This window comes from Achromobacter sp. CSND-B12 (assembly GCF_052906545.1).
Genome location: NZ_JBREGJ010000001.1, coordinates 2,625,744 through 2,651,695, shown reverse-complemented (window position 1 = coordinate 2,651,695; position 25,952 = coordinate 2,625,744). Strand labels below are relative to the sequence as shown.

Here is a 25,952-nt window from a genome sequence, read left to right as displayed (position 1 = left end):
ATGATATAACATCAATGAGGGTAAAGATGAAAGGCAATACGCAGGACAAGCAGGCGTTGCGCGGCAGGTGGAACGCGGCCGGGGCGGGCAGGAGCCGGGGCGCGCGGGCGCTCAAGCCGCTGGTTTGCTCGCTGATGCTGGCCGCGCCGGTGGCGCAGGCCGAAACCGAGGCCGACCCGTCGCGCAACCGCACGCTGGCGCCGATCACCGTGTCGGCCAATCCGCTGGGGCTGGACCTGAACAGCACCATGCTGCCGGCTTCCGTGCTGGAAGGCGATGAGCTGGTCGAGCGGCGCGCCGGCACGCTGGGCGAAACCCTGAAAAGCCAGCCGGGCGTGAACAGCGACACCTTCGGCGGCGGCGCCAGCCGCCCCGTGATCCGCGGCCAGACCGCGCCTCGCGTGAAAGTGCTGTCCGACGGTTCCGAGGTGATGGACGCGTCCGGCATCTCGCCAGACCACGCGGTGACGGTGGAACCGCTGTTGGCCGAGCGCATCGAGGTGCTGCGCGGCCCGGCCACGCTGCTGTACGGCGGCGGTGCGATCGGCGGCGTGGTGAACGTGGTGGACAAGAAGATCCCCACCGCCGTGCCGGAGAAGGGCGTGGAAATGGAAGCCGAGTTGCGCGGGGCCACCGGCACCAAGGAGCGCGCCGGCGCCGTGGGCATCACCGCCGGCGAGGGCCAGTTCGCCGTGCGGGTGGAAGGCATGAAGCGGCGCACCAGCGATTACGACGTGCCGGACTGGCCCGGCGGCAAGCTGGAGGGTTCGTACAGCGAATCCTCCCAGGGCACGGTCGGCATGTCGTGGATCACGCCGCGCGGTTATGTGGGCCTGGCGTTCACGCACCTGGAAAGCAAGTACGGCCTGCCCGGCCACAACCACGAGTATGAAGGCTGCCATCCGCACGGCACCCATCTGCATTGCGGTGGCCACGACCACGACCATGGCGACGAAGGCGAGGAAGGCCACGACCATGACCACGATCACGAACACGGCGGCGTGCCTTACGTCAAGCTGCGCAGCAACCGCCTGGACCTGCGCGCCGAATACCAGGATCCCTTCGCCGGCTTCGAGAAGATCCGCGTGCGTGGCGGACTGACCGACTACCAGCATGACGAGATCGAGGGCGGCCAGGTCGGCACCCGCTTCAAGAACAAGGGCTACGACCTGCGCGTGGAACTGCAGCACAAGCCCGTGGCCGGCTGGCGCGGGGTGATCGGCCTGCAGAATGCCTACAGCGACTTCCGCGCCGATGGCGAGGAAGCCTTCCTGCCGCGCAGCCGGACCCGTTCGAACGGCCTGTTCGTGCTGGAGGAATACCAGTTGAACGACTGGCGCTTCGAAGTCGGCGCGCGCCAGGACTGGCAGCGCATCGCGCCGTCCGGCGGCGCCTCGCGCAGCAGCCTGTCGGGCACCTCGCTGTCGGCCGCCGCCATCTGGGACTTCGCGCCGCAGTATTCCGTGGCGCTGTCGCTGTCGCGTTCGCAGCGCCTGCCGAGCGCGCAGGAGCTGTACGCCGATGGCGTGCACCTGGCCACCAACACCTACGAACTGGGCAACTCGGGCCTGGGCCGCGAGACCTCGCACAACATCGACCTGACCCTGCGCAAGCACGCCGGCGACACCACTTTCTCGGCCAGCGTGTTCCACAACCGCGTCAAGAACTACATCTACGCCGACACGCTCGACCGCTACGAGGACTTCCGCCTGATCGAGTACACCCAGCGCGACGCCGAATTCACCGGCGTGGAAGGCGAGCTGCGGCACCAGTTCACGCCGGTGTTCTCGGCGGCGGTGTTCGGCGACTATGTGCGCGGCAAGCTGACCGGCGGCGACGGCAACCTGCCGCGCATCCCGGCGGCGCGCGCCGGCCTGCGCGGCAACGTCAAGTGGCAGCAATGGTCGGGCGGCATCGAATACGCCCGCGTGTTTTCGCAGAAGGACATTGCCGCCTACGAAAGCAGCACGCCGGGCTACAACCTGGTCAACGCGGTGGTGGCGTATCGCGGCCGCTACGGCGCGACCGGCTATGAAGTCTATCTGCGCGGCACCAACCTGCTGAACAAACTGGCGTACAACCACGCTTCGTTCATCTCCTCGGTGGCGCCGCTGCCGGGCCGCAGCGTGATGCTGGGCGTGCGCATGACCTATTGAGGCGTGCCGGCGAAGCCGGATTCCGCGGGCGGATATGCTAAGTTCCAGCCATGCCGTCCGCCCCGGAGTCCGCCATGCTGAAGTTCGCCGCCAATCTGTCGATGATGTACCCGGAACATGCGTTCCTGGACCGCTATGCGGCCGCCGCGGCCGACGGTTTCGCGGGCGTGGAATGCATGTTTCCCTACGAGGCGCCCGCCGCCTTCGTGCGCGAGCGCATGGATGACGCGGGCGTGTCGCAGGTCCTGTTCAATGCCCCGCCGGGCGTGAGCGCGCGCGGCGAACGCGGGCTGGCCGCGCTGCCGGACCGCCAGGACGAATTCCGCGCCGGTATCGAGCAGGCGCTGGGCTATGCGACTGTGCTGGCCTGCTCGCAGGTGCACGTGATGGCCGGCGTGGCGCCGGATGGCGTCGCGCGCGACGCCATGCTGGACTGCTACCGCGAGAACCTCGACTGGGCCGCGCGCCAGGCGCGTTCGGCCGGCGTGACGCTGCTGATCGAACCCATCAACACGCGCGACATTCCCGGTTATTTCCTCAATCGGCAGGACGAGGCCCACCAGGTGGTGCAGGCCGTCAACGCGCCCAACCTGAAGGTGCAGATGGACCTGTACCACTGCCAGATCGTCGAGGGCGACGTCACCGCCAAATTGCGCCAGTACCTGCCCACCGGACGCGTCGGGCACCTGCAGATCGCCGGCGTGCCGCTGCGCCAGGAGCCCGACCGTGGCGAGCTGGACTACGGCTGGATCTTCTCGGTGCTGCGCGAACTGGACTATGCCGGCTGGATCGGCTGCGAGTATCGCCCGGCGGCCGCCACATCCGGCGGCCTGCGCTGGCTGGCCGCGGCCCGCGCTTGAGCGGCAACCGGCGTATCGCCATGATGCTGTCCCCATGATCGGCCCCGCATGCCATGCTCGCCGCCTGCCGAAAATATAGTTAATATGTTAATTAAATAAAGAACACCAGGAGACAACCGCATGTCCAGAAGAGGTTTCATCCACCGCGCGCTGGGGACGCTGGCCGCCGCCGCGCTCGCGGCGAGCGCCATGCCCGCGTGGGCCGGCGATTTTCCCGACCATCCGATCCGCTGGCTGGTGCCTTTCAGCGCTGGCGGCGGCAGCGACCTGGCCACCCGCATCGTCGCCAAGCATGTCAGCCAGACACTGGGCCAGCCGGTGGTGGTGGAGAACCGGCCCGGCGCCGCCACCATCGTGGCGGCCCAGGAAACCGCGCGCGCCGCGCCCGACGGCTATACGGTGATGACCGCGGGCATGAGCACGCTGGCCCTGAATCCGTGGCTGTACAAGCAACTGCCCTATGACCCGTGGAAGGACCTGACGCCGGTCTCCACCCTGGTGGCGCTGCCTATCGTGCTGGTGGCCTCGCCGGCTTCCGACCTGGACAACATGCCGGACGTGATGGACTACCTGTCGCGCAACAAGACGGCCAGCTATGCGTCGCTGGGCGTGGGCAGCCCGCACCATCTGGCGATGGAGCTGTTCCTGTCGATGTTCGGCGCCAAGGCCACCGCGATTCCCTACAAGGGCACGCCGCCGGCCTTGCAGGACGTGGCCGCGGGCGTGGTGCCGCTGATGATGGCGGACCTGGCCGCGGCGCGGCCGTTGATCGAGGCAGGCAAGCTGCGCGCCATCGCGGTGCCGGCGTACGAGCGTTCAGAGCAGTTGCCCGAGGTGCCGACCTTCGGCGAGAGCGGCGGGCCGCCGCTGGAGGCCGCCGCCTGGCAAGGGGTGGTGGCCCCGGCGCGCACGCCGCGCGAGGTGGTGGACAAGCTCAGCGGCGCGATCCAGGCGGCGTTGAAGTCACCCGAGGTGGTCAAGCAGCTCAAGTTGCAAGGCATGGAGCCCATGGGCAGTTCGTCCAACGAGTTCTATGACTACGCGCGCCGTCAGTACGACAGCTGGGGCGCGGTGATCCGGCAGAAGAACATTTCGGTGGATTGACGCGGCGTGGCGGCGCGCCCGCCGCGGGCGCCGCCGCCGTGGCCCGCGGCCTACCCGGCCGCGGCGGCGCGGTTCTGGCGGCGCGCGGTGGCGGCGCAGCCCGCCGAGGCGATGATGATGCCGCAGATCGCCAGCCACTGCGTGCCGGACAGGTGCTCGTTCAGCACGATGACGCCGGCCAGCGCGCCCATGGCGGGTTCCATGCTCAGCAGCACGCCGAAGGTCTTCTGCGGCAGGCGCCGCAGGGCCACCATTTCCAGCGAATAGGGCAGGGCGCTCGACAGGATGCCGACCGCGACGCCGGCCAGGATCAGCTTCGGGTCCAGCAGCGCCATGCCGGCATGGGCCGCGCCCACCGGCAGCGCCACCATGGTGGCCGCCAACAATCCCAGGGAAGTGGCCTGCCCGCCATGCACGTTGCCGGCCATCTTGCCGAAGATGATGTACAGCGCCCAGCAGACTGCCGCGCCCAGCGCATAAGCGATACCGACGGGGTCGAGGTCATGCATCGACTGGCCGGTCGGGATCAGCAACACCAGCCCGGCCAGCGCGCAGGCGATCCAGACGAAGTCGATGGCGCGCCGCGACAGCACCACCGCCAGCGTCAGCGGGCCGGTGAACTCGATGGCGATGGCCACGCCCAGCGGCAGGGTCCGCAGCGCCATGTAGAACAGCAGGTTCATGCAGGCCAGCGTCACGCCATATAGCGCGATCTTGGCGGCATTGCGAGCGGTCAGCGGAAAGCGCCATGGGCGCCAGAACGCGATCAGGATGATGGCGCCGATGACGATGCGATAGGCCGTCGTGCCCTGCGCGCCCACCTCGGGAAACAGCGATTTGGCGAACGACGTGCCGATGCACAGCGAGGCCATGGCGCCGATCAGCGACAAGGTCGGCATCAGGGTGGAAGCGGAGGCATCGCGTCCGGAGGGGAGAGTGGCGGCGGTCATGGTGCTGCGTCTGCGCGAGAAATCAGGGGGTGAGGGTCGAGGCGGTGGAGTAGAGCACGTAAAGGGCCAGCGCCAGCATGATCGCGCCCAGCAATCCCTGCTGCATGCGCAGGAACCACGGGTTGCGGCCGACCCAGCCGCGGATGCGCGACGCGCCGTAGGCGAAACAGCTGCCATAGGGCAGGCTCAACGCCTTCATGGTCACGCCCAGCACCAGCATCTGGAGCCACACCGGGCCGTTGTCCGGCGTGGTGAACTGCGGCAGGAAGGCGATCATGAACAGCAGCACCTTCGGGTTCAGCAGGTTGGTCATGAAGCCCTGCCAAAAAGCGTCGCGCGCATCGCCGGGGCGCGCAGCCAGGGTGATGTCGGCGTCGCGGGCGCAGCGCAGGATGGCCTTGATGCCCAGGTAGCCCAGGTACAAGCCGCCGGCCGCCTTGATCGCCAGGAACAGCGTCGGAAACGCCTGCAGCACCGAGGCCAGCCCCAGCACCACGGCCGGCACCTGGATGAATCCGGCCGCCACGTTCCCCAGCACACTGTGGAAGGCAGGCCGGAAGCCCTGCGTCATGCCGCGCGACAGCGTCAGCGCCATATCCGGGCCGGGGGTGAGTTTCAACGCCGCGTCGGCGGCCAGGAAAAGCAGGAAAAGCTGGAGTGACGGCATGGGAATCGGGCTGCGCCTGGCCGCGAGTGCGGCCAGAGGGTTCCCAGTGTAAGCAAGGCGGGTGATTAATTCCTGCAGCCGGCGGTGCGCAAATGAAGTTTCCCGTCGAATTTGGGGGCGGGTCGTGGCGCACACCCGTTTAGAATCGTCCTACGGGCCCGCGTGGCCTGGATCGCCGCGGCGCCGAGACCCCATGGAACTAGACGATTTCGACCTTCAGATCCTGCAGAGCCTGCAGGAAGACAACCAGCGCACCAGCCAGGAGGTGGCCGAGCGCGTGAACCTGTCGCCGGTATCGTGCCTGCGCCGCATGAAGCGGCTGCGCGAGTCCGGCGCGGTGCTGGGCGACGTCTCGGTGGTGGACCCGGCGGCGGTGGGGCGCGACATCATGATGGTGGTGCTGGTGTCGCTCGAAAGCGAGCGCGCCGACAAGCTCGACACCTTCAAGCGCGCCATGCGCCAGGCGCCGGAGATCATGCAGTGCCTGGCGGTCACGGGCGAAGTGGATTTCGTCGTCACCATGACCGTGCGCGACATGGCGGAATACGATGCGTTCGCGCAGCGCCACTTCTGGGGCGATCCCAATGTGAAGCGCTTTTCGACGCTGGTGGTGATGAATCGCGTGAAATACGGATTGGCGGTGCCGACGATGCCGTCGGACGAGGCATAACGTGCCGGCCGGCGATTGCGCGCCCCGAGCCGGCGGCGCTAGACTGGCCGCCTCCCTCCTTTACGCATATCCCCGCCATGGCCTTGCATAGCTGGCTCATCTATCTGGTTGCCGTGATCGGCCTGTCGATCACGCCCGGTCCCAATACCCTGCTGGCGCTGACCCACGGCGCGCTGCATGGCCATCGCAAGGCGCTGTGCACCATCGCCGGCGGCGCGGTCGGCTTCATCGCCCTGATTGCCCTGTCGATGCTGGGCATCAGCGCGCTGCTCAAGGCCTGGGGGCCGGCGCTGACGGTATTGAAATGGGCTGGCGGCGCCTACCTGATCTGGCTCGGCATCCAGCTGTGGCGCTCGCCCGGCGTGCAACTGCGCCCGGCGCCCGACATGCCGCGGCTGCGCGGCACGCGCATGTTCAGCCAGGGGTTCCTGTCGGCGATTTCCAACCCCAAGGCGCTGCTGTTCTATGGCGCGTTCCTGCCGCAGTTCATCGATCCGGCGCGCAGCCTGTTCACGCAGTTCGTGATCATGGCCGCCACCTTCGCGGTCATCGAGTTCCTGGTGGAATACGTGCTGGCCCGCCTGGCGCATCGCGTGCGGCCTTGGCTGGAGCGCGCTGGCCGGCGCTTCAACAAGGTGTGCGGGGGATTGTTCGCGGCGATGGGAGCGGCGTTGCCGGGGTCTTGAACGTCGCCCGCCAATGCCACAATGCAAAAGCCCGGCTCCAAGGAGCCGGGCTTTTTAATTCTGGTGGCCTGGGGCGGAATCGAACCACCGACACGCGGATTTTCAATCCGCTGCTCTACCAACTGAGCTACCAGGCCAACGAAGTCCGCAACTATACACAATTTTTTGGACTTGTGCCAGCCGCGCCGAAAAAAGTTTGAAGAATTTTCGGGCCGCCTTCCAACGCGGCAAGCGGCAGGGGCGCATGGTATCGCAAACGGCTGTTGCATGGGGTGCGACACACGGTCGCGGCCAGGGGCCCAAATGGCGTGGGGATAACCCGCGGGAGTATAATCATGGCCGGTCCGCTGTTACATGCACGCTGCACCGCATGGGCTTTGCGGGGACCACAGCTCTAATACTCACGGCCTTGTCCTTTACATGTCGGTAGCTGTCCTAGCCTTCGGTCTGAATCACACGTCCGCGCCGGTTTCGGTTCGCGAACGCGTGTCCATGCCCGTCGATCTGGTCAAGCCGGCGCTGGAAGGCCTGCGTTCCGCGTTCGGCGGATCGGTGCGCGAAGCCGCCATCCTGTCGACCTGCAACCGCACCGAAATCTATTGCGCCGCCGATGGCCACGTGGCCGACCAGCTGCCCGCGTGGCTGGCCGAGCACAACCGCCTCGATGCCGGCACGCTGCGCCCGCATCTGTACCGCCACCAGCAGGACGACGCCGTGCGCCACGCCTTCCGCGTGGCCAGCGGGCTCGATTCCATGGTGCTGGGCGAAACCCAGATCGTCGGCCAGATGAAGGACGCGGTGCGCGCCGCCGGCGAGGCCGGTTCGCTCGGCACGCTGCTGCACCAGATGTTCCAGCGCACCTTCTCGGTGGCCAAGGAAGTCCGCTCGCAGACCGCCATCGGCGCGCAGTCGGTGTCCATGGCCGCCGCCGCGGTGCGCCTGGCCGAACGCGTGTTCGGCAACCTCGATCAGGCCCGCACGCTGTTCATCGGCGCGGGCGAAATGATCGAACTGTGCGCCACCCACTTCGCCGCGCAGCGTCCGCGCAGCATGGTGGTGGCCAATCGCACGGCCGAACGCGCCGAGCTGCTGGCCAACCGGTTCTCGGCCAGCACCATGAAGCTGTCGGACCTGACCGACCGCCTGTCCGAATTCGACGTGGTCGTCTCCTGTACGGCCAGCTCCCTGCCCATCCTCGGTTTGGGGATGGTGGAACGGGCCACGCGCCTGCGCCGCCACCGCCCCATGGTGATGATCGACCTGGCCGTGCCGCGCGACATCGAACCCGAGGTCGGCCGCCTGGACGACGTCTACCTGTATTCCGTCGATGACCTGGGCCGCCTGGTCCAGACCGGCACCGACGCGCGCCGCGCCGCCGTGGTGCAGGCCGAGGCCATCATCGAAACCCGCGTCCAGGGCTTCATGCACTGGATGCAATCGCGCGAAGTGGTGCCCGTCATCCGCGACCTGCACCAGGCCGCCGAAGATGTCAGCGCCGCCGAACTCGAACGCGCCCGCCGCCTGCTGGCGCGCGGCGAATCGCCGGAGGCCGTGCTCGAGCAACTGGCCCACGGCCTGACCCAGAAATACCTGCATGGCCCGCTGGCGGCGTTGAACCGCAGCGAAGGCGAGGACCGCAAGCAACTGCTTGCCTGGATGCCGCGCCTGTTCCCCGGCCGCGACTCGCGCCGTTAGCGGCGCTGCTTCCGCCCCGCCTTGCGGCGGGCGCTCGTTGCGGGCGCCCGCCATTTCCGTTTTCCCTTGCTGAATCCCCATCATGAAATCTTCCATGCGCAGCCGGCTGGAGCATCTGTGTCACCGCCTTATCGAGGTGGACGCGCTGCTGGCCGAACCGGAAACCGCGTCCGACATGGACCGCTTCCGCAAGCTGTCGCGCGAGCGCGCCGAACTGGAGCCGGTGGTCGAGGCGTTCACCGCCTTCGTGCGCGGCGAGGAAGACCTGGCGACCGCGCAGGAGATGCTGGCCGATCCCGAGCTGAAGGCGATGGCCGAGGACGAGATCAAGAGCGGCCGCGTCAAGCTCGAATCGCTGGAGGCGGCGCTGCAATTGCTGCTGCTGCCGCGCGACCCCAATGACGGCCGCAGCGTGTTCCTGGAAATCCGCGCCGGCACCGGCGGCGACGAAAGCGCGCTGTTCTCGGGCGACCTGCTGCGTATGTACACGCGCTACGCCGAACAGCGCGGCTGGCGCGTCGAGCTGATGTCGGAAAGCCCGTCGGAGCTGGGCGGCTACAAGGAAGTGATCGCGCGCATCGAGGGCGACGGCGCCTACGGCCGCCTGAAATTCGAGTCCGGCGCGCACCGCGTGCAGCGCGTGCCCGCCACCGAGGCGCAGGGCCGCATCCACACCTCGGCCTGCACGGTGGCCATCATGGCCGAAGCCGACGAGATGTCGGAGATCGTCATCAACCCGAGCGACCTGCGCATCGACACCTTCCGCGCCAGCGGCGCCGGCGGCCAGCACATCAACAAGACCGACTCGGCCGTGCGTATCACGCACTTGCCGACGGGGCTGGTGGTGGAATGCCAGGACGACCGCTCGCAGCACCGCAACAAGGACAAGGCCATGCAGGTGCTGGCCGCGCGCCTGAAGGACAAGGAAACGCGCGAGCGCCAGAGCAAGGAAGCGGCCGAGCGCAAGAGCCTGATCGGCTCCGGCGACCGTTCCGAGCGCATCCGCACCTACAACTTCCCGCAGGGCCGCGTCACCGACCATCGCATCAACCTGACGCTGTACAAGCTGCAGCAGATCATGGAAGGCGACCTGGAAGAGCTGACCGGCGCGCTGATCGCCGAGCACCAGGCCGAGCAGTTGGCGGCGCTGGGCGACGATATCTGAGCGGCTGGGCGGCCCCTTCGGCGAGAACGTTCCGACCATGACGACCCAGATCAAGAGCCTGTTGCTGGACACGCGCCTGCCCCGGCTCGAGGTGCGCATGCTGCTCGAGCACGTGCTGGCCAAGCCGCGCGCCTGGCTGCTGGCGCACGACACCGATCCGCTGGCGCCGGAAACGGCTGCGGCCTACGAGGCGCTGGCGCAGCGCCGCCTGGCCGGCGAGCCGATGGCCTATCTGCTGGGCCAGCGCGAGTTCATGGGGCACGTGTTCCGCGTCACGCCAGACGTGCTGATCCCGCGCCCCGACACCGAGGTGCTGGTGGAAACGGCGCTGGAATGCGTGGCCGGACAGTCCGCGCCCGCCGTGCTGGACCTGGGCACGGGCAGCGGCGCCATCGCCATCTCGATCGCCCTGGCGCGCCGTGATGCCCGCGTGATGGCCAGCGACGTCAGCGCCGCCGCGCTGGCCGTGGCCGCGGGCAATGCCTGGGAGCTGACGGCCTCGGTGCGCTTCGTCGAAGGCTGTTGGTACGACGCGGTGCCGGCCGGCGAGGGCTTCGACCTGATCGTGTCCAACCCGCCCTATGTCGCCAGCGACGACCCGCACCTGGGGCAGGGCGACGTGCGCTTCGAGCCGCGCGGCGCGTTGACCGACGGCGCCGACGGCCTGGAAGACCTGCGCCGCATCGTGGCGGGCGCCCATCGCCACCTGAAGGCGGGCGGCGCGCTGTGGATGGAGCACGGTTGGGACCAGGCCGAGGCCGTGCGCGGCCTGCTCGCTGCCGCGGGTTTCACGGACGTGCACAGCCGGCGCGACCTGGCCGGCATCGAGCGCATTTCCGGCGGGCGCTGGCCGGGGCGCGGCTGACGCCGGGCCGGCGATTTGTAACCGGCAGCCGCGCCGCAAGCGGCCGATTCCCGGGGGCGGCCCCGGGGTATCCGGGACGAAATCCCGCCTGTACCTATAATTGGCGTATTCCGTTATGCCTCCTGTCCAAGAGACCACCATGAGCGACGTTCAAGAATTCATCCGCGAAACCGTGACCCAGCACCCCGTCGTGCTGTTCATGAAGGGCACCGCCCAATTCCCGCAATGCGGCTTTTCCGGCAAGGCCATCCAGATCCTCAAGAGCTGTGGCGTCAAGAAGCTGGTCACCGTGAATGTGCTGGAGGACGACGAAGTCCGCCAGGGCATCAAGGAATTCTCGAACTGGCCCACCATTCCGCAGTTGTACGTGGCCGGCGAATTCATCGGCGGTTCGGACATCATGAATGAGATGAACGAGTCGGGCGAGCTCAAGACCCTGCTGGAGCAATCCGGCGCCACGGCCTGATTCCATGCGGCGACTGGTCGTCGGCATCACGGGGGCCACCGGCTCCCTGTACGCGGTGCGCATGCTGCAGGCGCTGCGCGGCGTGGACGACGTCGAGACGCACCTGGTGGTGTCGGCCTCGGGCGTGCTGAACATCAAGCACGAACTCGATGTCAGCCGCCATGATGTCTACGCGCTGGCCGACCACGTGCACAGCGTGCGCGATGTGGGCGCCACGCTCGCCAGCGGCGCGTTCCAGACGGCCGGCATGGTCATCGTGCCGTGCTCGATGCGCACGCTGGCGGCCGTGGCCCATGGCCTTTCCGACAACCTCATCACGCGCGCGGCCGACGTTACGCTCAAGGAGCGCCGCCGCCTGGTGATGATGGTGCGCGAGACGCCCTTCAACCTGGCGCACCTGCGCAACATGACCGCCGTCACCGAGATGGGCGGCATCGTGTTCCCGCCGCTGCCGGCGTTCTATCACCGGCCGGCCAGCATCGAAGAGATGGTGGACCACACCGTGGCCCGGGTGCTGGAGCTGTTCGACATCCATGTGCCCGGTCCGCACTGGGAAGGCATGAAATAAGCGCCGTCGCGGCCTATGGGCCGTGAAGGTCAAACGCCCCGGGGATCTACCGATTCCTGGGGCGTTTTCGTTTTTTCTTGCGTGTGGTTGCCGTGGTTCAGCGCGCCGCGATCACTCCACCAGCCCCAGGCCGTTCAGGGCCGCCAGGTTCTCCGGCCAGCGGCGCGCGCGGGCGTTCTGCAGTTCGATGCGGGCCCAGGCCATCCAGCCGGCCCACTCGATGCGCTTGTCCCAGGCGGTGCCCCAGGCCTGCAAGGCAGCCAGGCCGGCGGCGGCGTGGCCTTCGGCGGCCTCGAAGTCGCCGGCGGTCAGCGCCAGTTGCGCCAGCAGCAGGCGCGGCTCGGCGACCCACGGGTTGTGCGCCACCGCGGCTTCCAGCATGTGGCGCGCGGTGTCCATTTCGGTCTGCGGATGCATGCGCGTGACGACCTGCCAGTACAGCGCGCTGGCGGCGGCCTCGTCGCGCGGGCTGAGCGTGGCGCGGCAATGGTCGAACGCGGGCGGCACGGGGATGCCGGTATCGGCCGGCAGCGCCGACAGCGGCGCCAGCAGGTGCGACAGCATCGACAGGATGTTCGACGGCGGCTTCAGCGGGCCGGGCCACAGCGAGGCGGCCCAGTGTGATTTGAGGTCGCGGCGCTGCTGCTGCGGATAGCCGGCGAAGATCTCGTCCTGCCAGCTATGCCACTGTTCGCCGATGTCGGCGGCCGACACCACGATGAAGGCGGCGACCTGGCGCGGCGTGAAGGTGAAGACCTGGCCGTCGGCCCCTTCCAGCGTCAGGCCCTCGGACCCCTGGCCCTGGCCTTGCAGGATGGCCTGCACGAAGCGGGTGCGCGGCATGGCGCAGAACAGGCTGACCCATTCCTCGGCTTCGGCGCCCAGCACTTCGCGCAGCGTGCTGCGTTCGCGCTCGCGGTCGAACAGGGTGAGATCGACGTACTCGTTGCCATACACGCTGTGGAACAGGCCCAGCAGCCGCACTTCGCGCGGCTGGTCCCACAGCGCCAGGGTGCGGTAGACGCCCAGCAGGTGGTGCTTGAAGGTGCCGGCCTTGTGCCAGTCTTCGCCGGCGCTGCGGGCAAAGAGCAGGTCGAGCAGGGCGGGCAGGTCGGCATCGACGGCGGCATAGTGGTCGGCCAGCAGGGCGCGCGCGTGGGGATGCAGTTCGTTGGGGGTGGACATGGCAATGACGGCAAGGGGTTGGGAATCCAGCCGCTATTGTGTCGTGCGCAAGCGTGCTTGTCATGGCGCGGCGCTTATATGGAAATACGCATATCAATATGAAAATTCATCGCTTCCGGTTTTGAAGGACGCTCACTAGAATCCGGGGCTTCCCTTTCTTGTTCGATTGCCGAGATTCCCATGCGTCTACGCCACACCCTGGCCGCCCTTGCCACCCTGATCGGATTCGCCGCCGCCGCGCCGGCCATGGCGCAGGACGCCGAATTGAAAGTCGGCGTGACTGTCGGCCCGCATGCCCAGATCGGCGAAGTGGTGCAGCAGGTCGCGGCCAGGCAGGGCCTGAAGGTCAAGCTGGTCGAGTTCAGCGATTTCATCCAGCCCAACGCCGCGCTCGATGCCAAGGAACTGGACCTGAACATCTACCAGCACAAGCCCTTCCTGGAATCGCAGAACAAGGCGCGCGGCTACAAGCTGGTGCCGGTGGCCACGGCGGTGGTGCAGCAGATGGGCATCTACTCCAAGCGCGTGAAGTCGCTGGACGAGCTGCAGCCGGGCGCCAAGGTGGCGATCCCCAACGACCCGACCAACGGCGCCCGCGCGCTGCTGGTGCTGCAGGCCGCCAAATTGATCAAGCTGAAGGACGGCGTGACCGTGACGGCTTCGCTGTTCGACGTGGTCGACAACCCCAGGAAGCTCAAGTTCGTCGAGATCGAGGCCGCGCAACTGCCGCACTCGCTGGCCGACGTGGACGCCGCCGCGGTGAATTCGGCCTATGCCATTCCCGCCGGCCTGTCGCCCGCCAAGGATGCGCTGGTGCTGGAAAGCAAGGACGCGCCGTTCGCCGCCGTGGTCATCGCCGCGCGCGAGGACAACAAGAACGATCCGCGCATCGCGCGCTTCATCAAGGCCTACCAGTCCGACGAGGTGAAGGCCTTCGTGGCGCAGAAGTTCCCTGGCGCGTACAGCACCTCCTGGTAAGCGATGTCGACGCTGACGATCTATCCGCAGGACGATCCCGCCGCCGGCCGGCGCATCGATGAGGTCGGCGAGATCCGGCGCGAGCTGGCCGCCATCGGCGTGACCTTCGAACGCTGGCGCGCGCAGGCGCCGGTGGCCCCCGGCGCGCCGCAGGCCGAGGTGCTGGCGGCGTATCGTCCCGAGATCGACCGGCTGGTGGCCGAGCGCGGCTATCGCAGCGTCGACGTGGTCAGCCTGGACCCGGCGCATCCCGAGCGCGAGGCCTTGCGCCGCAAATTCCTGGCCGAGCACACGCACGCCGATGACGAGGTGCGCTTCTTCGTTGCCGGCAGCGGCCTGTTCACGCTGCATGCCGCCGGCCGCGTCTACGCGGTGCTGTGCGAGCAGGACGACCTGATCTCGGTGCCGGCCGGCCTGCCACACTGGTTCGACATGGGCTCGGCGCCCGCGTTCACCTGCATCCGGTTGTTCAATGACCCGGCGGGCTGGGTGGCGCGGTTCACGGGCGACGAGATCGCCACGCGTTTTCCGGTGCTGCCCTGACGACGAGGGCGCGGGGCGGCCTGGTTGCGTCCTCCGCGTCACGCGGTCCGGATACGCGCCCGGGCTGCGCCGCTACGTTCTTCCTTGCGGTTTGCCCTAAGCGTATTTGCCCGTCAGGCCCCCGTCCACCAGCAGTTCCGTGCCGGTGATGTACGAGGCTTCATCCGACGCCAGGAACGCCACCGCGTTCGCCACTTCCCAGGGCGTGCCCATGCGGCCCATCGGCACCTGCCGGTCGCGCGCCTTGCGCGCCGCCTCCAGGTCGTCCTTGGCGAACATGCCGGCCACGTTCCTGGCAACACGCGGCGTATCGATCAGGCCCGGGATCACGGTATTGACGCGAATGCCGTCGGCCGCATACTGCTGCGCCGCCATGCGCGCGAAATGGATCACGGCGGCCTTGCTGACGCTGTAGGCCAGGTGGGGATAACCGGTGTAGCGGATGCCGGCGATCGACGATACGGTGACGATGGCGCCGCTGCCCTGTGCCCGCATCACGGGCGCCAGCAGGCGCGTGGCGATCAGCAGGCCGGTGACGTTGACGCGCTGGATGCGGTCCCAGTCGGCCAGGTCGATGTCTTCCGGGCCGCCGACCTTGCCGATGCCGGCGTTGGCCTGCAGCACGTCGATGCGGCCGTAGTGGGCCAGTGCCGCGTCCACCGCGGCCCGCATGGCGTCGGCGTCGGCCACGTCGGCCTGCACCGGCAGCGCCTGGCCGCCGGCTCGCTCGACTTCATGGGCCGCGTCCTCGGCCGCCGCCCGGTCGGCGTCCAGCGCGATGATGGCCGCGCCCTGGCGCGCCAGCGTCACGCAACTGGCCTTGCCGATGCTCCAGCCGGCGGCCGAAGATCCGGCGCCGGCCACCAGCGCGATCTTGCCCGCCAGCCGCGCGCCGGGCGCGGGCGGGATCACGACGGTTCTCCGTCGCGCTGGTGCGACTTGCCCTTGCCGACGTAGGGAATGGCGTGGTCGATGGTTTCCCAGATAAAGCGGCCGCTCGGGCTCTGCTGTTCCTCGGCCACGTGCGACACCAGGCCGGCGGCGCGCGAGATGACCGCAAAGCCGCGCATCAGCGCGGTGGGCACGCCGATCTCGCTGAGCAGCGCGGCGACGGCGCCAGTGGCGTTGATGGTGATGTGCTTGCCGTAGGTCTCGTCGATCGCCGCCGCCAGCAGGCGCAGCGCCTTGAGCGAATCGCCGGGCAGGTCCGGCTCGGCCTCGGCCAGCGCCAGCAGCTTGATCGAGCGCGGGTCGTCGGGCTTGTGCAGGTGATGGCCGAAGCCCGGCAGCGGCTGGCGGCTGGCGCGGAATTCCTGCGCGATCGCCAGCGCCTCGGCGCGGCCGTCGGCGGCCTGGCGGATGCGGTCCAGCAGGCGCGAGCAGTTCTCCATGGTGCCGACGAACTGGCTGCCGACCGCCATCAGGCCGGATGCCACCGCGCCCTGCAGGTTTTCGGGCGCGCTCATGTAGATCAGGCGGGTGGCGATGGCGCTGGGCGTGAGGCCATGCTCCATCAGAGTCACCAGCACCGCGTCGACGATGCGCATGTCCACCGGCCGCGCCTCGCGGCCCAGGATCTGCATGATCATGACTTCGGTGAAGGTCTTCTTGCCGATCAGGTCTTCCACCAGGTCGACGTCGCGGTACGACATGCCGGTGAGGTGATGGGCGCAGAGGCGGGTTTCGGGCGTGTTCATGAAGACTCCTTGAGGGCCGCGTCGCGCACGGCGTTCTTGAGCACCTTGCCGACGGGCGAGCGCGGCAGGCTGGCGTGGAGGTGGATCTGCTTGGGCGTGGCGACCGGGCCGAGCAGGGCGCGCACGTGGGCCTTGAGCGCATCGGCGTCGGCCGCGACGCCGGGATGCAGTTGCACCGCGGCGTGCACGGCCTCGCCCCATTTGTCGTCGGGCAGGCCGAACACCGAGCATTCGTAGACGGCCGGATGCGACGACAGCGCGTTCTCGACATCCACGGGATACACATTGAAGCCGCCGCTGATGATGACGTCGCGCAGGCGGTCCTTCAGGAACAGGTAGCCGCGTTCATCGATCAGGCCGGTGTCGCCCGTGTGCAGCCAGCCGTCGACGATGGTCTCGGCGGTCTTCTCGGGCAGACGCCAGTAGCCCGACATCACCAGGTCGCCGCGCACCACCACTTCGCCGATGGCGCCGCGCGGCAGCAGCGCGCCGGCCGGGTCCATGATGGCGACGTCGGACAGCCAGGTGACGCGGCCGACCGAGGCGCGGTTGTCGGGCGATTCCAGGTCGGCCGGACGCAGCACCGTGACGATCTGCGGCGCCTCGGTCTGGCCGTAGGTGGTGCCCAGCACCGGGCCGAAGAAGGCGCGGGCGCGTTCGATTTTTTCGGGCGGCATGGGCGCGCCGCCGTAGATCAGGTTGCGCAGTCTCGGGAAATCGGCGCGCGACACGCCCGGCTGCGCCATGATCATGTAGATCAGCGTCGGCGGCATGAAGCTGAGCGTGCCGCCGCGTTCGCGGAAGGCGGCGGTGATCGAGGCCGGGGTGGCGCTGTCGAGCAGCACGTGCGCGCCGCCGCGCGCCAGCACCGGCAAGAGGTAGGTGCCGGTGCCATGCGTCACCGGAGCGGAGACCACGTAGCGGTCCTCGTGCGTCAGGCCCCAACTGTGGATCTGGTTGATGATGGCGGCGTTCCAGGCGTGATAGGGCTGCATCACGCCCTTGGGCAGGCCGGTGGTGCCGCCGGTGAACTTGATTGCCTGGGTGGCCTCGCGCGGCAACGCGTGGCACAGCGGTTCGCGCCCGGCGCCGCGTTGCAGCAGGGTCTCGAAGGCAACGCCCGCGGCGTCCGCCGACAGGCTGACGCGGTGCGGCGCGCCCGCCGCCACCAGCGCGTCGCCGGCACCGTCGACCATGACGATGGACGGCTCGGTGGCATCCAGGATGCGCCCGATCTCGCGCGCGGTGCTGCGGATGTTCAGTGGCACCCAGACCTTGCCGCTGGCCAGCACCGCCAGCAGCGCCAGGATATGCCGGCTGGTGTTGCCCGCGCACAGGGCGATGCGGGTCTGTGGCGCCGGGTCCAGGTCCTGCAACGCGGCGGCCAGCGCGCGCACGTCCGTGGCCAGCCGCGCATACGTCACCTGGCCCTCGGGCGCGTCCAGCGCCACGCGGTCCGGATACTGCTCGGCGGCGCGAAAAAAGAAATCTATCGGGTACACCCTGGTGCTCCTCAGTTGGCTTTGATGTCGGCGCGCTTGACCACTTCGCCCCATTTGTCGATTTCGCTGGCGATCTTCTTGCCGAAGGTCTCGGGCGTGTTGGGTTGCTGCGGCGCGTAGAAGCCCGATTGTTTGTAGGACGCCACCAGCGCGGGATCGGCCAGCGCCTTGTTCAAGGCCTGGTTCAGGCGCTCGATGACGGGTTGCGGCGTGCCAGCCGGCGCCATCAGGCCGAACCAGGATTCGACGTCGAAGCCGGGCAGGCCGGACTCGGCCAGCGTCGGCACTTCGGGCACGGCCGGAAGCCGCCGCGGCGAGGTGACGCCGATGGCGCGCAGCTTGCCGGCCTGCACGTGCGGCAACGACGAGGGCAGGTTGTCGAACATGGAATCGACCTGGCCGCCCAGCAGGTCGGCCACCGCCGGACCACTGCCGCGATAGGGCACGTGCAGGATGTCGGTGCCGGTCTGCATCTTGAACAGTTCGCAGGACAGGTGGATGGACGAGCCGCTGCCCGACGAGGCGCAGGTCAGCTTGCCGGGGTGGGCCTTGGCGTAGGCCAGGTATTCCGGCACCGTCTTGACCGGCAGCTTGGGGTTGACCACCAGGATGTTGGGGATGGTCGCCAGCAGGCCGATCGGCTCGAAGTCCTTGACGAAGTCGTAGTTCAGCTTGCTGTACAGCGTGCGGTTGATGGTGTTGGCGATCGAGCCGACGTAGAGCGTATAGCCGTCGGGCGCGGCGCGCGCGACGATTTCGGCGCCGATGTTGCTGTTGGCGCCGGTCTTGTTCTCCACCACGATGGTCTGGCCGAGTTCCTCGTTCAGGGCCTTGGCGACCAGGCGCGCCACGATGTCGGTGGCGCCGCCCGCGGCGTAACCGACCACCAGGGTCACCGGGCGTTCGGGATAGGGTTTGGCAGCCTGGCTCGGCGCGCTGAATGCAATGGCGCCCGCCAGGGCCGCGACGCTGGCGGCCAGCCGCCTGCTGAATGTCTGCATGGTTGTCTCCGTCCTGTTTGTCTAATATCTGGACAGATCTTTGCCTGCCCGACTTCATATTGGGCTTTGATAGGCGCCTCATCAACGCAAGGTGTCCAAAAAATGAACAAACCGGAAAACGACGACGGCGGCCCGCGGGTGTTGCGGCGTGGGCTGCGGGTGCTGGGCGTGCTGCGCCAGGCGGGCGCGGCCGGCATGCACGTGGCCGATATTGCGCGCGCCGCCGGCATGCAGCGCTCCACCGTGTACCGCTACCTGGATGTGCTGGCGCAGGAGGGCTACGCGCTGCGCGAGCCGGATGCGCCGCACTGGCGCATGGCGGAACTGGGCGTGATGATGGCCGGCGATCCGCACGCCGAAGCGGTGCGCGGCCTGCGGCCGGTGCTGCGGCAGATCAGCGACGTCAGCGGCGATTCGGCATTCCTGATCTGCCGCGCCGGCGGCGATTCGCTATGCCTGCATCGCGAGGTCGGCAACTATCCGGTGCAGGTGCTGGCGGTGACCATCGGCCATCGCCAGCCGCTGGGCGTGGGCGCGGCCGGCCTGGCGCTGCTGGGCGCCTTGCCGCCGGCCGAGGCCGACGAGGTGATCGCGCAGAACGAGCAGGCCCTGCGCGCCTACGGCGGCATGACGGTGGCGCAGATGCGGCGGCTGGCCGAGAACACGCGCGACCGGGGCTGGGCGGTGGTGGGCAATGCGGCCGTGCCGGGCGTGCTGGGGGTAGGGGTGGCGTTGTGCGACGCGGGCGGCTATCCGCGGCTGGCGGTCAGCGTCTCGAGCCTGATCGACCGCATGCAGGCGCCGCGCCAGCGCGCCATTGCCGAGTTGATCCGCACGCAGTTGGGGCAGGACGAGGTCAGGCGCCAGCGCTGGAGCTTGCCCGGCGTGGTCGACGAGGCGGATTGAACGATAAGGGTTCGGTCCGGCCTCGATGGCATCGAGGCCGGCTGCGCGTGTCAGGCCTGCGCCGGCGCGGGCGCGCGGTAGGTCTTCTGGTAGTGCACCGTGAAGGTCTTGAACGCGTCCAGCGCCTTGCGCGGGTCGTGGCCCGGCTTGACCAGGAAGCTGTCGAATCCGACGCGCGCCTGGTAGTGGATGGTGTCGATCATCACGTCGCCGACCGCGCGCAGTTCGCCGGTCCATTGATAGCGGGTGCGCAGCAGTTGCGCCAGCGAATAACCGCGGCCATCGGTATAGACCGGGAAATCCACCGCGATGAAGGCGATGCCGGCGGGGTCGAGCGTGCCATCGGGTTCCAGCAGGTCGCGCAGATCGGCGTCGGGTCCCAGCAGGACCGCGACCGGATGGCGATGCCGGCGCAGCGTGGCGCGCGAGGCCTTCCAGGTGGCCAGCGGCACGATCCAGCCGGGCTCGTCGGTCGGCACCTGGCCGTCGGCCGCCACCTCGGGATCGGGCACGAAGGGGCGGGCCGCGTCGCTTTCGAGTTGCCCGTTGCGGATCAGGTGCGGGCCGGGCGCGTCGTGGGCGTAGGGCTCAGACATGGGCGGCCTCCTGGGCTTGGGGCTTGGCGAAGGCCGGATCGGAATACACGTCCTGCTTGAAGGGATCGATGCCGACGCGGTCCACCACGTCGATGAAGCGTTCCTCCTCGCTGTCGCGCAGGCCAAGGTAGGTGCGGATCAGGCGGTCGACCACGCCCGGCACCTGGTCGCGGGCGAACGACGGCCCGATGATGCGGCCGATGGCGGCGCCGCCGCCCTTCGTCGATTCGATGTCGGGCAGGGGCTTGGCGGCGCCGTTCTGGCGGCCGCCGATGGTGACCTGGTACCACTCTTCGCCGGCCTTATCGACACCTAGGATGCCGATGTGGCCGACGTGGTGGTGGCCGCAGGAGTTGATGCAGCCGGAGATGTTCAGGTCCAGCTCGCCGATCTCGAACAGGTAGTCGAGGTTGTCGAACTGGCGCTGGATGGCCTCGGCCACGGGGATCGACACGGCATTGGCGAGCGCGCAGAAATCCCCGCCCGGACAGGCGATGATGTTGGTCAGCAGGCCGACGTTGGGCGTGGCCAGGTTCAGCGCTTCGAGCTTGCCCCACAGCTCGTGCAGGCGCGCGCGGCGCACGTCGGCCAGGATCAGGTTCTGCTCGTGCGACACGCGCAGTTCGCCGAAGCCGTATTCATCGGCCAGCGCGGCCACCGCGTCCATCTGGTCGGCGGTGATGTCGCCCGGCGGCACGCCGGTGGCCTTGAGCGAGACGGTGACGGCGGCGTAGCCCGGCGTCTTGTGGGCGTGCACGTTGGTGCGGACCCAGCGCGCGAAGCGCTTGTCGGCGGCGGCCAGCGCCGCCGTGTTGTCGGTGTCATTGGCCGCGGCCGGATCGTATTGCGGCCAGATGAAGCGCGCGGCGATGGTGTCGACGAATTCCTGCGTGATGGTGTCGGGGCCGCCCTTGATCAGCTGCCACTGTTCGTCCACCTGCTGCGCATAGACTTCCGGCGTCAGGTCCTTCACCAGGATCTTGATGCGCGCCTTGTACTTGTTGTCGCGGCGGCCATGCAGGTTGTAGACCCGCAGCGCGGCCTGCAGATAGGTCAGCAGGTCCTGCCATTCGACGAACGGGTTGATCAGCTTGCCGACGATGGGCGTGCGGCCCATGCCGCCGCCGACCCAGACGCGGAAACCGAGCTTGCCGTCGCGCTCGACCGCCTGCAGGCCGATGTCGTGCACGCCGACCGCCGCGCGGTCCAGCACCGCGCCGCTGACCGCGATCTTGAACTTGCGCGGCAGGAACGCGAATTCGGGGTGCAGCGTGGACCACTGGCGGATGATCTCGCACCACACCAGCGGGTCGATCAGCTCGTCCGGCGCGACGCCGGCGAAGTGGTCGGTGGTGGTGTTGCGGATACAGTTGCCGCTGGTCTGGATGGCGTGCATCTGCACCGTGGCCAGTTCGGCCAGGATGTCCGGCACGTCTTCCAGCTTGGGCCAGTTGAACTGGATGTTCTGGCGCGTGCTGAAGTGGCCGTAGCCCCGGTCCCACTTGCGCGCGATGTGCGCCAGGGTGCGCAGCTGCCGCGAGGCCAGGATGCCGTAGGGAATGGCCACCCGCAGCATCGGCGCGTGGCGCTGGATATACAGGCCGTTCTGCAGGCGCAGGACGCGGAATTCATCTTCGGTGAGCTGGCCATCGAGGAAGCGGCGCGTCTGGTCGGCGAACTGCGCCACGCGCTGCTCGACGAGCTGCTGGTCGACGGGGTCATACACGTACATGTCTACTGCCCTTGAGGTCTTCTCGGTCTGGTCCCCGCAAGCGTGGCCCGCCGTAGGCGGGGACTGGGGGATTCATAACCGTAACAGGCAGCCGCTTCGACCGTCTAAGTCATTCTGGTAATAAGCGTATGCCTGCGGCAGACACCCGCGTGGCGGCGTTCAGCCGCCGGACCCGGCGACCGCCCGGTGACGCGGCCGGGCACCCCGGAAGGTAGCCAGGCTGGCCAGCGCCAGCAGGCCGACGGCTGCCGCGCCGTACAGCATCACGTCGCCGAACCCCTGCGTCAGCGCGGTCCGGGCCACGTCCGCGGGGATCGCGAGCCCGGCGCCATCGCCCAGGTTGCCCGCCGACAGGGCCTCGGCCATGGCGCGCAGCGTGGCATCGGCGGGCGCCTGGGGCCAATGGCGGCGCAAGGAAGACAGCACGCTTTCGACCAGCAGGAACCCCATCAAGGCGATATTGATCGACAGGCTGATCATGCGCACGCTGATGTCGATGCCCGAGGCCATGCCGGCGCGGTCGCCGGGCACCGCGCCCGTGGTGGTGTTGGTGACGGGCGTATTGATCAGGCCCAGGCCGGTGCCGGCCAGCAGGCAGCCGGGCAGCATCGTCAGCCAGCTGGCGTGCGCGACGCCGCTGCCCCATTTCATCAGCGCGAAGCCCAGGCAGATGGCGAACAGGCCGGCCGGGATCACCGTGTCGGGGCGGTAGCGCAGCGCCAGTTTCTCGCCCAGCGGCGGCGCCACCAGCGTCGGCAGGGTGTAGGCCAGCAGCGACAGGCCAGTGCCCAGGCCGCCGTAGCCCAGGCCGTTCTGGAAATACAGTGGCAGGTAGATCATGAAGGGCCAGAAGCTGAAGTTCATCGCGGCCGACGCCAGCAGCGCGCCGGAGAAGCGGCGGATGCGGAACACCGCGAAGTCGAACATCGGGTCGGCGCAGCGGCGTTCGGCGATCACGAAGACGACCAGCGCCAGGATGGCCGCGCCCAGGCTGGCGAGGGTCGGCGCGCTGGTGAAGCCAGCCGCGGGACCCTGGGTAATGAACCAGGCCAGGCCGAACACCGCCAGCGACAGCGAGACGATGCCGGCCACGTCCAGCTTGCGCTGGCGCGGATCGCGCGATTCGTCCACGCCCTTCCACGTCAGCCCCAGCGCGACCAGCGCCAGCGGGCCATGCGCCAGGAACACCCATTGCCAGCTCGATAGCGCGACGATGGCCGAGCCGATGACCGGGCCGAATCCCAGGCCGACGCCGAAGGCGATGCCCCAGGCGCCAAAGGCCCGGCCACGCGCGGCGCCCTCCTGGAAGCGGTGCGACAGCACCGCCACCTGGCAGATCAACATGGCGCCGCCGGACAGGCCCTGCAGGGCGCGGCCGGCAATCAGCACGCCGGTGTCCTGCGCCCAGCCGCAGACCAGCGAGGTCAGGCCGAACACCGCCAGGCTGGCCAGCAGCAGGCGCTTGCGGCCGTAGCGGTCGGCCAGCGTGCCCGCTGCCATCAGCACCGTGGTGCAGGCGATGGTGTAGGCGTTCATGATCCATTGCAGTTCCTGGAAGCCGCTGCGCAGCGCCTGTTCCAGTGTGGGCAGGATCACCGGCACGCTGGAAATCTCCAGGCCGAACATCAGGGCGGCCAGGCAGACGGCGGCCAGCGTGAAGCTATTTTTCTGCGCTATCGAAAGCGGCATCGGGGTTCTCACGAGAGGTCGGCGGCGGGAATCCGCCGCGGGACCTCATTCTGGGAGCGTGTTAAAAATGATGGAAATGATTTAATTTCGTCGGATTCATCAATATTCATCATGAGTTGACGCCATGGACTTCGATACCGCCTTGTTGCGCACCTACGTCGCGGTCAAGGAAGCCGGCGGATTCACCCGCGCCGCCGAACGGCTGCACCTGAGCCAGTCGGCCGTCAGCCACCAGATCCGGCGCCTGGAAGCGCAGGCCGGCACCGCGCTGCTGGTCCGCACCACCCGCAGCCTGGCGCTGACCGAGGACGGCGAGGACTTCCTGCGCTACGCCGAGCAGGTGCTGCGGGCCCAGGACGCGCTGGCGCGGCGTTTCCAGCGGTCATCGGTGGCGGGGGCGGTGCGCCTGGGCGTGCCCGAGAATTTCATGGGCGAACGCCTGCCATTGCTGCTGGCGCGGTTCGCGCGCGCCTTTCCGGCGGTGCGCCTGGACGTGGTGGTCGGCAGCTACCTGGACCTGCGTACCCAGGTCGAGGCGGATATGCTGGATCTGGCGGTGGTGATGGCGCTGCCCAGCGAACCCGAGCGCGGCGCGATGCTGCGGCGCACGCGCTTCGTGTGGGCGGCCGCGCATGCGTTCGACTTTTCGGGTGACGAGCCCATACCGCTGGCCTTCGCGCCGTCGCCCTGCGTGCATCGCCTGGTCGGCGTGGACGCGCTACAGGCGGCCGGCCTGGAATGGCGCGTGGCTTTCACCTCGCCCAGCCAGGAGGGCCTGCGCGCGGCCGTGCTGGCGGGGCTGGCGGTGACGGCGCTGCCGCAGGAAGACGTGCGGCCCGGCATGGATGTGATCGACGGCCGCTACGGCCTGCCGCCGTTGACCCATGCCGAATTCAGGCTGATTTCGCGCCAGGCGGAACAGCAGGCGCCGGCGGTGCGGGCGTTCGGGCAGTTGCTGACGGAAATGTCGGCGCTGGCGCTGCCCTAGCGTGCTGGCTCGCGGCTACGCGGGCACGCGATCCGCCCATTGACGCCATGGCGTCGTTGCCAATCGCGCGGCGGCCTACAGCGCGGCGTTGACCGCCCAGCGCGCCACCAGCACCAGGATCACGACGAGGCAGGCGGCCATCAACAGGCCGGTGAGGATCAGCGGGGCGGGCTTGTTGTGGGCGATGTCGGCGTCGTAGCCGCGGCCGCGGCGCACGCCGAAAAAGCCCCACAGCACGGATTTGACCGTGCGCAGGAAGCTGAGCATCGGAAAGGTCTCCTGACAGGGGATGCGGCCACTGTAGCCGCCCCGGCGCGGGCGGGGCAGATGCAGATTCGCGCCAGGCGACCGTATCAGATGGCGTCGGCGGGCGTGCCGATGCCGCGCACGATGTGGTCCAGCAGTTCGCGCGCCGCCGGCGAGATGTGGCGGCCGGCGCGGCTGAGCACGTGCAGGCTGCCCTGGTTGAGAATGGGGTTGGCCAGCGGCAGGCTGGCCAGGCGCAGCGCGGCCATGTCGGCGGTGACGGCGATGGGCGGCGTCAGGGCGTAGCCGATGCCAGTGGCGGCGAATTGCCAAAGCGCCTTGAACGACGAGGTGGTCAGCACGTTGCGCAGCCGCACCTGCTCGCTGATCTCGGCGGCCTGGATGTGCTGGCGCACGCCGAAGCCTTCCTGCATCGCGGCGCCAGGGTAGTCGACCAGGTCGGTCAGCAGCAGCGGGCGCTGCAGGCGCGTCAGCGGATGCTCCTGGCGCACGATGGCGCGGATCGGCTCGGGGCGCGAATAGTGCGTGCGCAGCCGGGCATCGTTGGGCGGCTGGAACACCAGGCCGATGTAGGCCTGGTCATCGACGATGCGCTGCACGATTTCCGAGGTGCGGGCCACGTCGATGTCCAGCGTGACTTCCGGATGATTGCGCCAGTAGCCGGGCAGCACGCGGTCGAACATCAGTTCGACGAAGCCTTCGCCCAGCACCAGGTCGATGTGGCCGCGCTCCGCCTTGCGCAGGCTGTCGATCTCCGAGAAGAAGCTCTCCTGGATGTTCTGCTGGCGCTTCACGTAGCGCGCCAGGATGTGGCCGGCGTCGGTCGGCACCACGCCGCGGCCGCGCCGTTCGAACAGCGCCATGCCGCAGTCGCGCTCCAGCGCCGCGATGGCGCGGCTGACGGCGGACGGGTCCATGTTCAGCACTTCGGCGGCGCCGCGCACCGAACCGCGGCTCATGACCTGCATGAAGTAATGGGTGCGGCGGGCGTCGAGTTTTTCGTCCATGGGGCGGCT

General features: G+C 68.6%; 26 protein-coding genes and 1 tRNA gene. 14 read left to right on the top strand and 13 right to left on the bottom strand.

Annotated elements, in window-relative coordinates:
• The first annotated feature begins 134 nt into the window (after nt 1–134).
• The 3 genes from ACUTAG_RS12400 to ACUTAG_RS12390 all read left to right on the top strand — a co-directional run bounded on the left by ACUTAG_RS12400 (nt 135) and on the right by ACUTAG_RS12390 (nt 4,120).
• Complete coding sequence (locus ACUTAG_RS12400; RefSeq protein ID WP_227740236.1) at nt 135–2,156, top strand: TonB-dependent receptor domain-containing protein; 2,022 nt, start codon at nt 135–137, stop codon at nt 2,154–2,156.
• 74 nt (nt 2,157–2,230) lie between these two features.
• A complete protein-coding gene (gene otnI / locus ACUTAG_RS12395; RefSeq protein WP_148317361.1) occupies nt 2,231–3,016 on the top strand; it encodes a 2-oxo-tetronate isomerase in 786 nt (261 codons plus the stop codon).
• Between the two features lie 120 nt (nt 3,017–3,136).
• Nucleotides 3,137–4,120, top strand: a complete 984-nt coding sequence (locus ACUTAG_RS12390) for a Bug family tripartite tricarboxylate transporter substrate binding protein (RefSeq protein ID WP_038504522.1) — start codon at nt 3,137–3,139, stop codon at nt 4,118–4,120.
• Between the two features lie 50 nt (nt 4,121–4,170).
• On the opposite strand, the gene ACUTAG_RS12385 is transcribed toward ACUTAG_RS12390, so the two are convergent.
• Complete coding sequence (locus tag ACUTAG_RS12385; protein WP_006389986.1) at nt 4,171–5,070, bottom strand: EamA family transporter; 900 nt, start codon at nt 5,068–5,070, stop codon at nt 4,171–4,173.
• Between the two features lie 22 nt (nt 5,071–5,092).
• Nucleotides 5,093–5,737: a LysE family translocator gene (locus tag ACUTAG_RS12380; RefSeq protein WP_082388565.1), complete on the bottom strand. Its 645-nt coding sequence runs from the start codon at nt 5,735–5,737 to the stop codon at nt 5,093–5,095.
• Nucleotides 5,738–5,930: 193 nt separating this feature from the next.
• On the opposite strand from ACUTAG_RS12380, the gene ACUTAG_RS12375 reads away from it, so the two are divergent.
• Both ACUTAG_RS12375 and ACUTAG_RS12370 read left to right on the top strand, forming a co-directional pair.
• Nucleotides 5,931–6,407, top strand: a complete 477-nt coding sequence (locus ACUTAG_RS12375) for an Lrp/AsnC family transcriptional regulator (protein WP_020926049.1) — start codon at nt 5,931–5,933, stop codon at nt 6,405–6,407.
• 77 nt (nt 6,408–6,484) lie between these two features.
• Nucleotides 6,485–7,093 (top strand): LysE family translocator, encoded by a 609-nt coding sequence (locus ACUTAG_RS12370; RefSeq protein WP_047992044.1) that lies wholly within the window; start codon nt 6,485–6,487, stop codon nt 7,091–7,093.
• A 61-nt stretch (nt 7,094–7,154) separates the two neighbouring features.
• Here ACUTAG_RS12370 and ACUTAG_RS12365 read toward each other — a convergent pair.
• Nucleotides 7,155–7,230 (bottom strand) — tRNA-Phe (locus tag ACUTAG_RS12365).
• A 283-nt stretch (nt 7,231–7,513) separates the two neighbouring features.
• On the opposite strand from ACUTAG_RS12365, the gene hemA reads away from it, so the two are divergent.
• The 5 genes from hemA (at nt 7,514) to ACUTAG_RS12340 (ending at nt 11,852) form a co-directional block, all read left to right on the top strand.
• A complete protein-coding gene (gene hemA, locus ACUTAG_RS12360; protein ID WP_006391699.1) occupies nt 7,514–8,788 on the top strand; it encodes a glutamyl-tRNA reductase in 1,275 nt (424 codons plus the stop codon).
• 82 nt (nt 8,789–8,870) lie between these two features.
• A complete protein-coding gene (gene prfA, locus ACUTAG_RS12355) occupies nt 8,871–9,953 on the top strand; it encodes a peptide chain release factor 1 (RefSeq protein WP_006389996.1) in 1,083 nt (360 codons plus the stop codon).
• A gap of 37 nt (nt 9,954–9,990) precedes the next feature.
• Nucleotides 9,991–10,818 carry a peptide chain release factor N(5)-glutamine methyltransferase gene (gene prmC / locus ACUTAG_RS12350; RefSeq protein WP_446650205.1) on the top strand — a complete coding sequence of 276 codons (828 nt, stop codon included), beginning with the start codon at nt 9,991–9,993 and terminating at the stop codon, nt 10,816–10,818.
• 139 nt (nt 10,819–10,957) lie between these two features.
• Nucleotides 10,958–11,284, top strand: coding sequence for a Grx4 family monothiol glutaredoxin (gene grxD / locus ACUTAG_RS12345; protein ID WP_020926055.1), 327 nt, complete (start codon nt 10,958–10,960; stop codon nt 11,282–11,284).
• A gap of 4 nt (nt 11,285–11,288) precedes the next feature.
• On the top strand, nt 11,289–11,852 hold the full coding sequence (locus ACUTAG_RS12340; protein ID WP_020926056.1) for a UbiX family flavin prenyltransferase: 564 nt from the start codon (nt 11,289–11,291) through the stop codon (nt 11,850–11,852).
• 111 nt (nt 11,853–11,963) lie between these two features.
• On the opposite strand, the gene ACUTAG_RS12335 is transcribed toward ACUTAG_RS12340, so the two are convergent.
• Nucleotides 11,964–13,037, bottom strand: a complete 1,074-nt coding sequence (locus tag ACUTAG_RS12335; RefSeq protein WP_446650204.1) for a DUF6817 domain-containing protein — start codon at nt 13,035–13,037, stop codon at nt 11,964–11,966.
• Nucleotides 13,038–13,217: 180 nt separating this feature from the next.
• On the opposite strand from ACUTAG_RS12335, the gene ACUTAG_RS12330 reads away from it, so the two are divergent.
• Nucleotides 13,218–14,015, top strand: a complete 798-nt coding sequence (locus ACUTAG_RS12330) for a MetQ/NlpA family ABC transporter substrate-binding protein (protein WP_054485472.1) — start codon at nt 13,218–13,220, stop codon at nt 14,013–14,015.
• A 3-nt stretch (nt 14,016–14,018) separates the two neighbouring features.
• A complete protein-coding gene (locus tag ACUTAG_RS12325; RefSeq protein WP_024070601.1) occupies nt 14,019–14,558 on the top strand; it encodes a 1,2-dihydroxy-3-keto-5-methylthiopentene dioxygenase in 540 nt (179 codons plus the stop codon).
• Between the two features lie 96 nt (nt 14,559–14,654).
• Here ACUTAG_RS12325 and ACUTAG_RS12320 read toward each other — a convergent pair whose 3' ends face one another.
• The 4 genes from ACUTAG_RS12320 to ACUTAG_RS12305 are packed head-to-tail and all read right to left on the bottom strand — an operon-like array spanning nt 14,655 to nt 18,758.
• Nucleotides 14,655–15,470 (bottom strand): SDR family NAD(P)-dependent oxidoreductase, encoded by an 816-nt coding sequence (locus tag ACUTAG_RS12320; protein WP_148317359.1) that lies wholly within the window; start codon nt 15,468–15,470, stop codon nt 14,655–14,657.
• A complete protein-coding gene (locus tag ACUTAG_RS12315) occupies nt 15,467–16,255 on the bottom strand; it encodes a citryl-CoA lyase (RefSeq protein WP_006390004.1) in 789 nt (262 codons plus the stop codon). The genes ACUTAG_RS12320 and ACUTAG_RS12315 overlap by 4 nt, the downstream gene beginning before the upstream one ends.
• Complete coding sequence (locus ACUTAG_RS12310; RefSeq protein WP_148317357.1) at nt 16,252–17,757, bottom strand: class I adenylate-forming enzyme family protein; 1,506 nt, start codon at nt 17,755–17,757, stop codon at nt 16,252–16,254. Before ACUTAG_RS12310 ends, ACUTAG_RS12315 begins: the two co-directional genes overlap by 4 nt.
• Before the next feature lie 11 nt (nt 17,758–17,768).
• Nucleotides 17,769–18,758: a Bug family tripartite tricarboxylate transporter substrate binding protein gene (locus tag ACUTAG_RS12305; protein ID WP_047992038.1), complete on the bottom strand. Its 990-nt coding sequence runs from the start codon at nt 18,756–18,758 to the stop codon at nt 17,769–17,771.
• A 102-nt stretch (nt 18,759–18,860) separates the two neighbouring features.
• Between ACUTAG_RS12305 and ACUTAG_RS12300 the strand changes: the two genes are divergently transcribed.
• Nucleotides 18,861–19,664 (top strand): IclR family transcriptional regulator, encoded by an 804-nt coding sequence (locus ACUTAG_RS12300; protein WP_054443572.1) that lies wholly within the window; start codon nt 18,861–18,863, stop codon nt 19,662–19,664.
• 50 nt (nt 19,665–19,714) lie between these two features.
• Here the strand turns inward: ACUTAG_RS12300 and ACUTAG_RS12295 are convergent, their stop codons facing one another.
• From ACUTAG_RS12295 to ACUTAG_RS12285, 3 genes are all read right to left on the bottom strand, one after another.
• Nucleotides 19,715–20,260: a DUF934 domain-containing protein gene (locus tag ACUTAG_RS12295; protein WP_054443571.1), complete on the bottom strand. Its 546-nt coding sequence runs from the start codon at nt 20,258–20,260 to the stop codon at nt 19,715–19,717.
• A complete protein-coding gene (locus ACUTAG_RS12290) occupies nt 20,253–21,992 on the bottom strand; it encodes a nitrite/sulfite reductase (protein ID WP_148317355.1) in 1,740 nt (579 codons plus the stop codon). Before ACUTAG_RS12290 ends, ACUTAG_RS12295 begins: the two co-directional genes overlap by 8 nt.
• A 159-nt stretch (nt 21,993–22,151) precedes the next feature.
• A complete protein-coding gene (locus tag ACUTAG_RS12285; protein WP_148317353.1) occupies nt 22,152–23,681 on the bottom strand; it encodes an MFS transporter in 1,530 nt (509 codons plus the stop codon).
• A 124-nt stretch (nt 23,682–23,805) separates the two neighbouring features.
• Between ACUTAG_RS12285 and ACUTAG_RS12280 the strand changes: the two genes are divergently transcribed.
• Complete coding sequence (locus ACUTAG_RS12280; RefSeq protein WP_024070594.1) at nt 23,806–24,669, top strand: LysR substrate-binding domain-containing protein; 864 nt, start codon at nt 23,806–23,808, stop codon at nt 24,667–24,669.
• 75 nt (nt 24,670–24,744) lie between these two features.
• Here ACUTAG_RS12280 and ACUTAG_RS12275 read toward each other — a convergent pair whose 3' ends face one another.
• Entirely contained in the window at nt 24,745–24,936 is a 192-nt protein-coding gene (locus ACUTAG_RS12275; protein ID WP_006390012.1) for a DUF2970 domain-containing protein, read from the bottom strand.
• Between the two features lie 86 nt (nt 24,937–25,022).
• Nucleotides 25,023–25,943: a LysR family transcriptional regulator gene (locus tag ACUTAG_RS12270; protein ID WP_053499701.1), complete on the bottom strand. Its 921-nt coding sequence runs from the start codon at nt 25,941–25,943 to the stop codon at nt 25,023–25,025.
• Between the last annotated feature and the right edge of the window lie 9 nt (nt 25,944–25,952).

Coding starts and splice junctions, on each gene's coding strand:
- ACUTAG_RS12300 (WP_054443572.1), top strand. CDS start 18,861: ATGAACAAACCGGAAAACGACGACGGCGGCCCGCGGGTGTTGCGGCGT.
- ACUTAG_RS12380 (WP_082388565.1), bottom strand. CDS start 5,737: ATGCCGTCACTCCAGCTTTTCCTGCTTTTCCTGGCCGCCGACGCGGCG.
- ACUTAG_RS12305 (WP_047992038.1), bottom strand. CDS start 18,758: ATGCAGACATTCAGCAGGCGGCTGGCCGCCAGCGTCGCGGCCCTGGCG.
- ACUTAG_RS12340 (WP_020926056.1), top strand. CDS start 11,289: ATGCGGCGACTGGTCGTCGGCATCACGGGGGCCACCGGCTCCCTGTAC.
- ACUTAG_RS12280 (WP_024070594.1), top strand. CDS start 23,806: ATGGACTTCGATACCGCCTTGTTGCGCACCTACGTCGCGGTCAAGGAA.
- ACUTAG_RS12330 (WP_054485472.1), top strand. CDS start 13,218: ATGCGTCTACGCCACACCCTGGCCGCCCTTGCCACCCTGATCGGATTC.
- ACUTAG_RS12385 (WP_006389986.1), bottom strand. CDS start 5,070: ATGACCGCCGCCACTCTCCCCTCCGGACGCGATGCCTCCGCTTCCACC.
- ACUTAG_RS12295 (WP_054443571.1), bottom strand. CDS start 20,260: ATGTCTGAGCCCTACGCCCACGACGCGCCCGGCCCGCACCTGATCCGC.
- ACUTAG_RS12400 (WP_227740236.1), top strand. CDS start 135: ATGCTGGCCGCGCCGGTGGCGCAGGCCGAAACCGAGGCCGACCCGTCG.
- ACUTAG_RS12290 (WP_148317355.1), bottom strand. CDS start 21,992: ATGTACGTGTATGACCCCGTCGACCAGCAGCTCGTCGAGCAGCGCGTG.
- ACUTAG_RS12390 (WP_038504522.1), top strand. CDS start 3,137: ATGTCCAGAAGAGGTTTCATCCACCGCGCGCTGGGGACGCTGGCCGCC.
- ACUTAG_RS12375 (WP_020926049.1), top strand. CDS start 5,931: ATGGAACTAGACGATTTCGACCTTCAGATCCTGCAGAGCCTGCAGGAA.
- grxD (WP_020926055.1), top strand. CDS start 10,958: ATGAGCGACGTTCAAGAATTCATCCGCGAAACCGTGACCCAGCACCCC.
- otnI (WP_148317361.1), top strand. CDS start 2,231: ATGCTGAAGTTCGCCGCCAATCTGTCGATGATGTACCCGGAACATGCG.
- ACUTAG_RS12285 (WP_148317353.1), bottom strand. CDS start 23,681: ATGCCGCTTTCGATAGCGCAGAAAAATAGCTTCACGCTGGCCGCCGTC.
- ACUTAG_RS12275 (WP_006390012.1), bottom strand. CDS start 24,936: ATGCTCAGCTTCCTGCGCACGGTCAAATCCGTGCTGTGGGGCTTTTTC.
- hemA (WP_006391699.1), top strand. CDS start 7,514: ATGTCGGTAGCTGTCCTAGCCTTCGGTCTGAATCACACGTCCGCGCCG.
- prfA (WP_006389996.1), top strand. CDS start 8,871: ATGAAATCTTCCATGCGCAGCCGGCTGGAGCATCTGTGTCACCGCCTT.
- ACUTAG_RS12315 (WP_006390004.1), bottom strand. CDS start 16,255: ATGAACACGCCCGAAACCCGCCTCTGCGCCCATCACCTCACCGGCATG.
- prmC (WP_446650205.1), top strand. CDS start 9,991: ATGACGACCCAGATCAAGAGCCTGTTGCTGGACACGCGCCTGCCCCGG.
- ACUTAG_RS12270 (WP_053499701.1), bottom strand. CDS start 25,943: ATGGACGAAAAACTCGACGCCCGCCGCACCCATTACTTCATGCAGGTC.
- ACUTAG_RS12370 (WP_047992044.1), top strand. CDS start 6,485: ATGGCCTTGCATAGCTGGCTCATCTATCTGGTTGCCGTGATCGGCCTG.
- ACUTAG_RS12335 (WP_446650204.1), bottom strand. CDS start 13,037: ATGTCCACCCCCAACGAACTGCATCCCCACGCGCGCGCCCTGCTGGCC.
- ACUTAG_RS12325 (WP_024070601.1), top strand. CDS start 14,019: ATGTCGACGCTGACGATCTATCCGCAGGACGATCCCGCCGCCGGCCGG.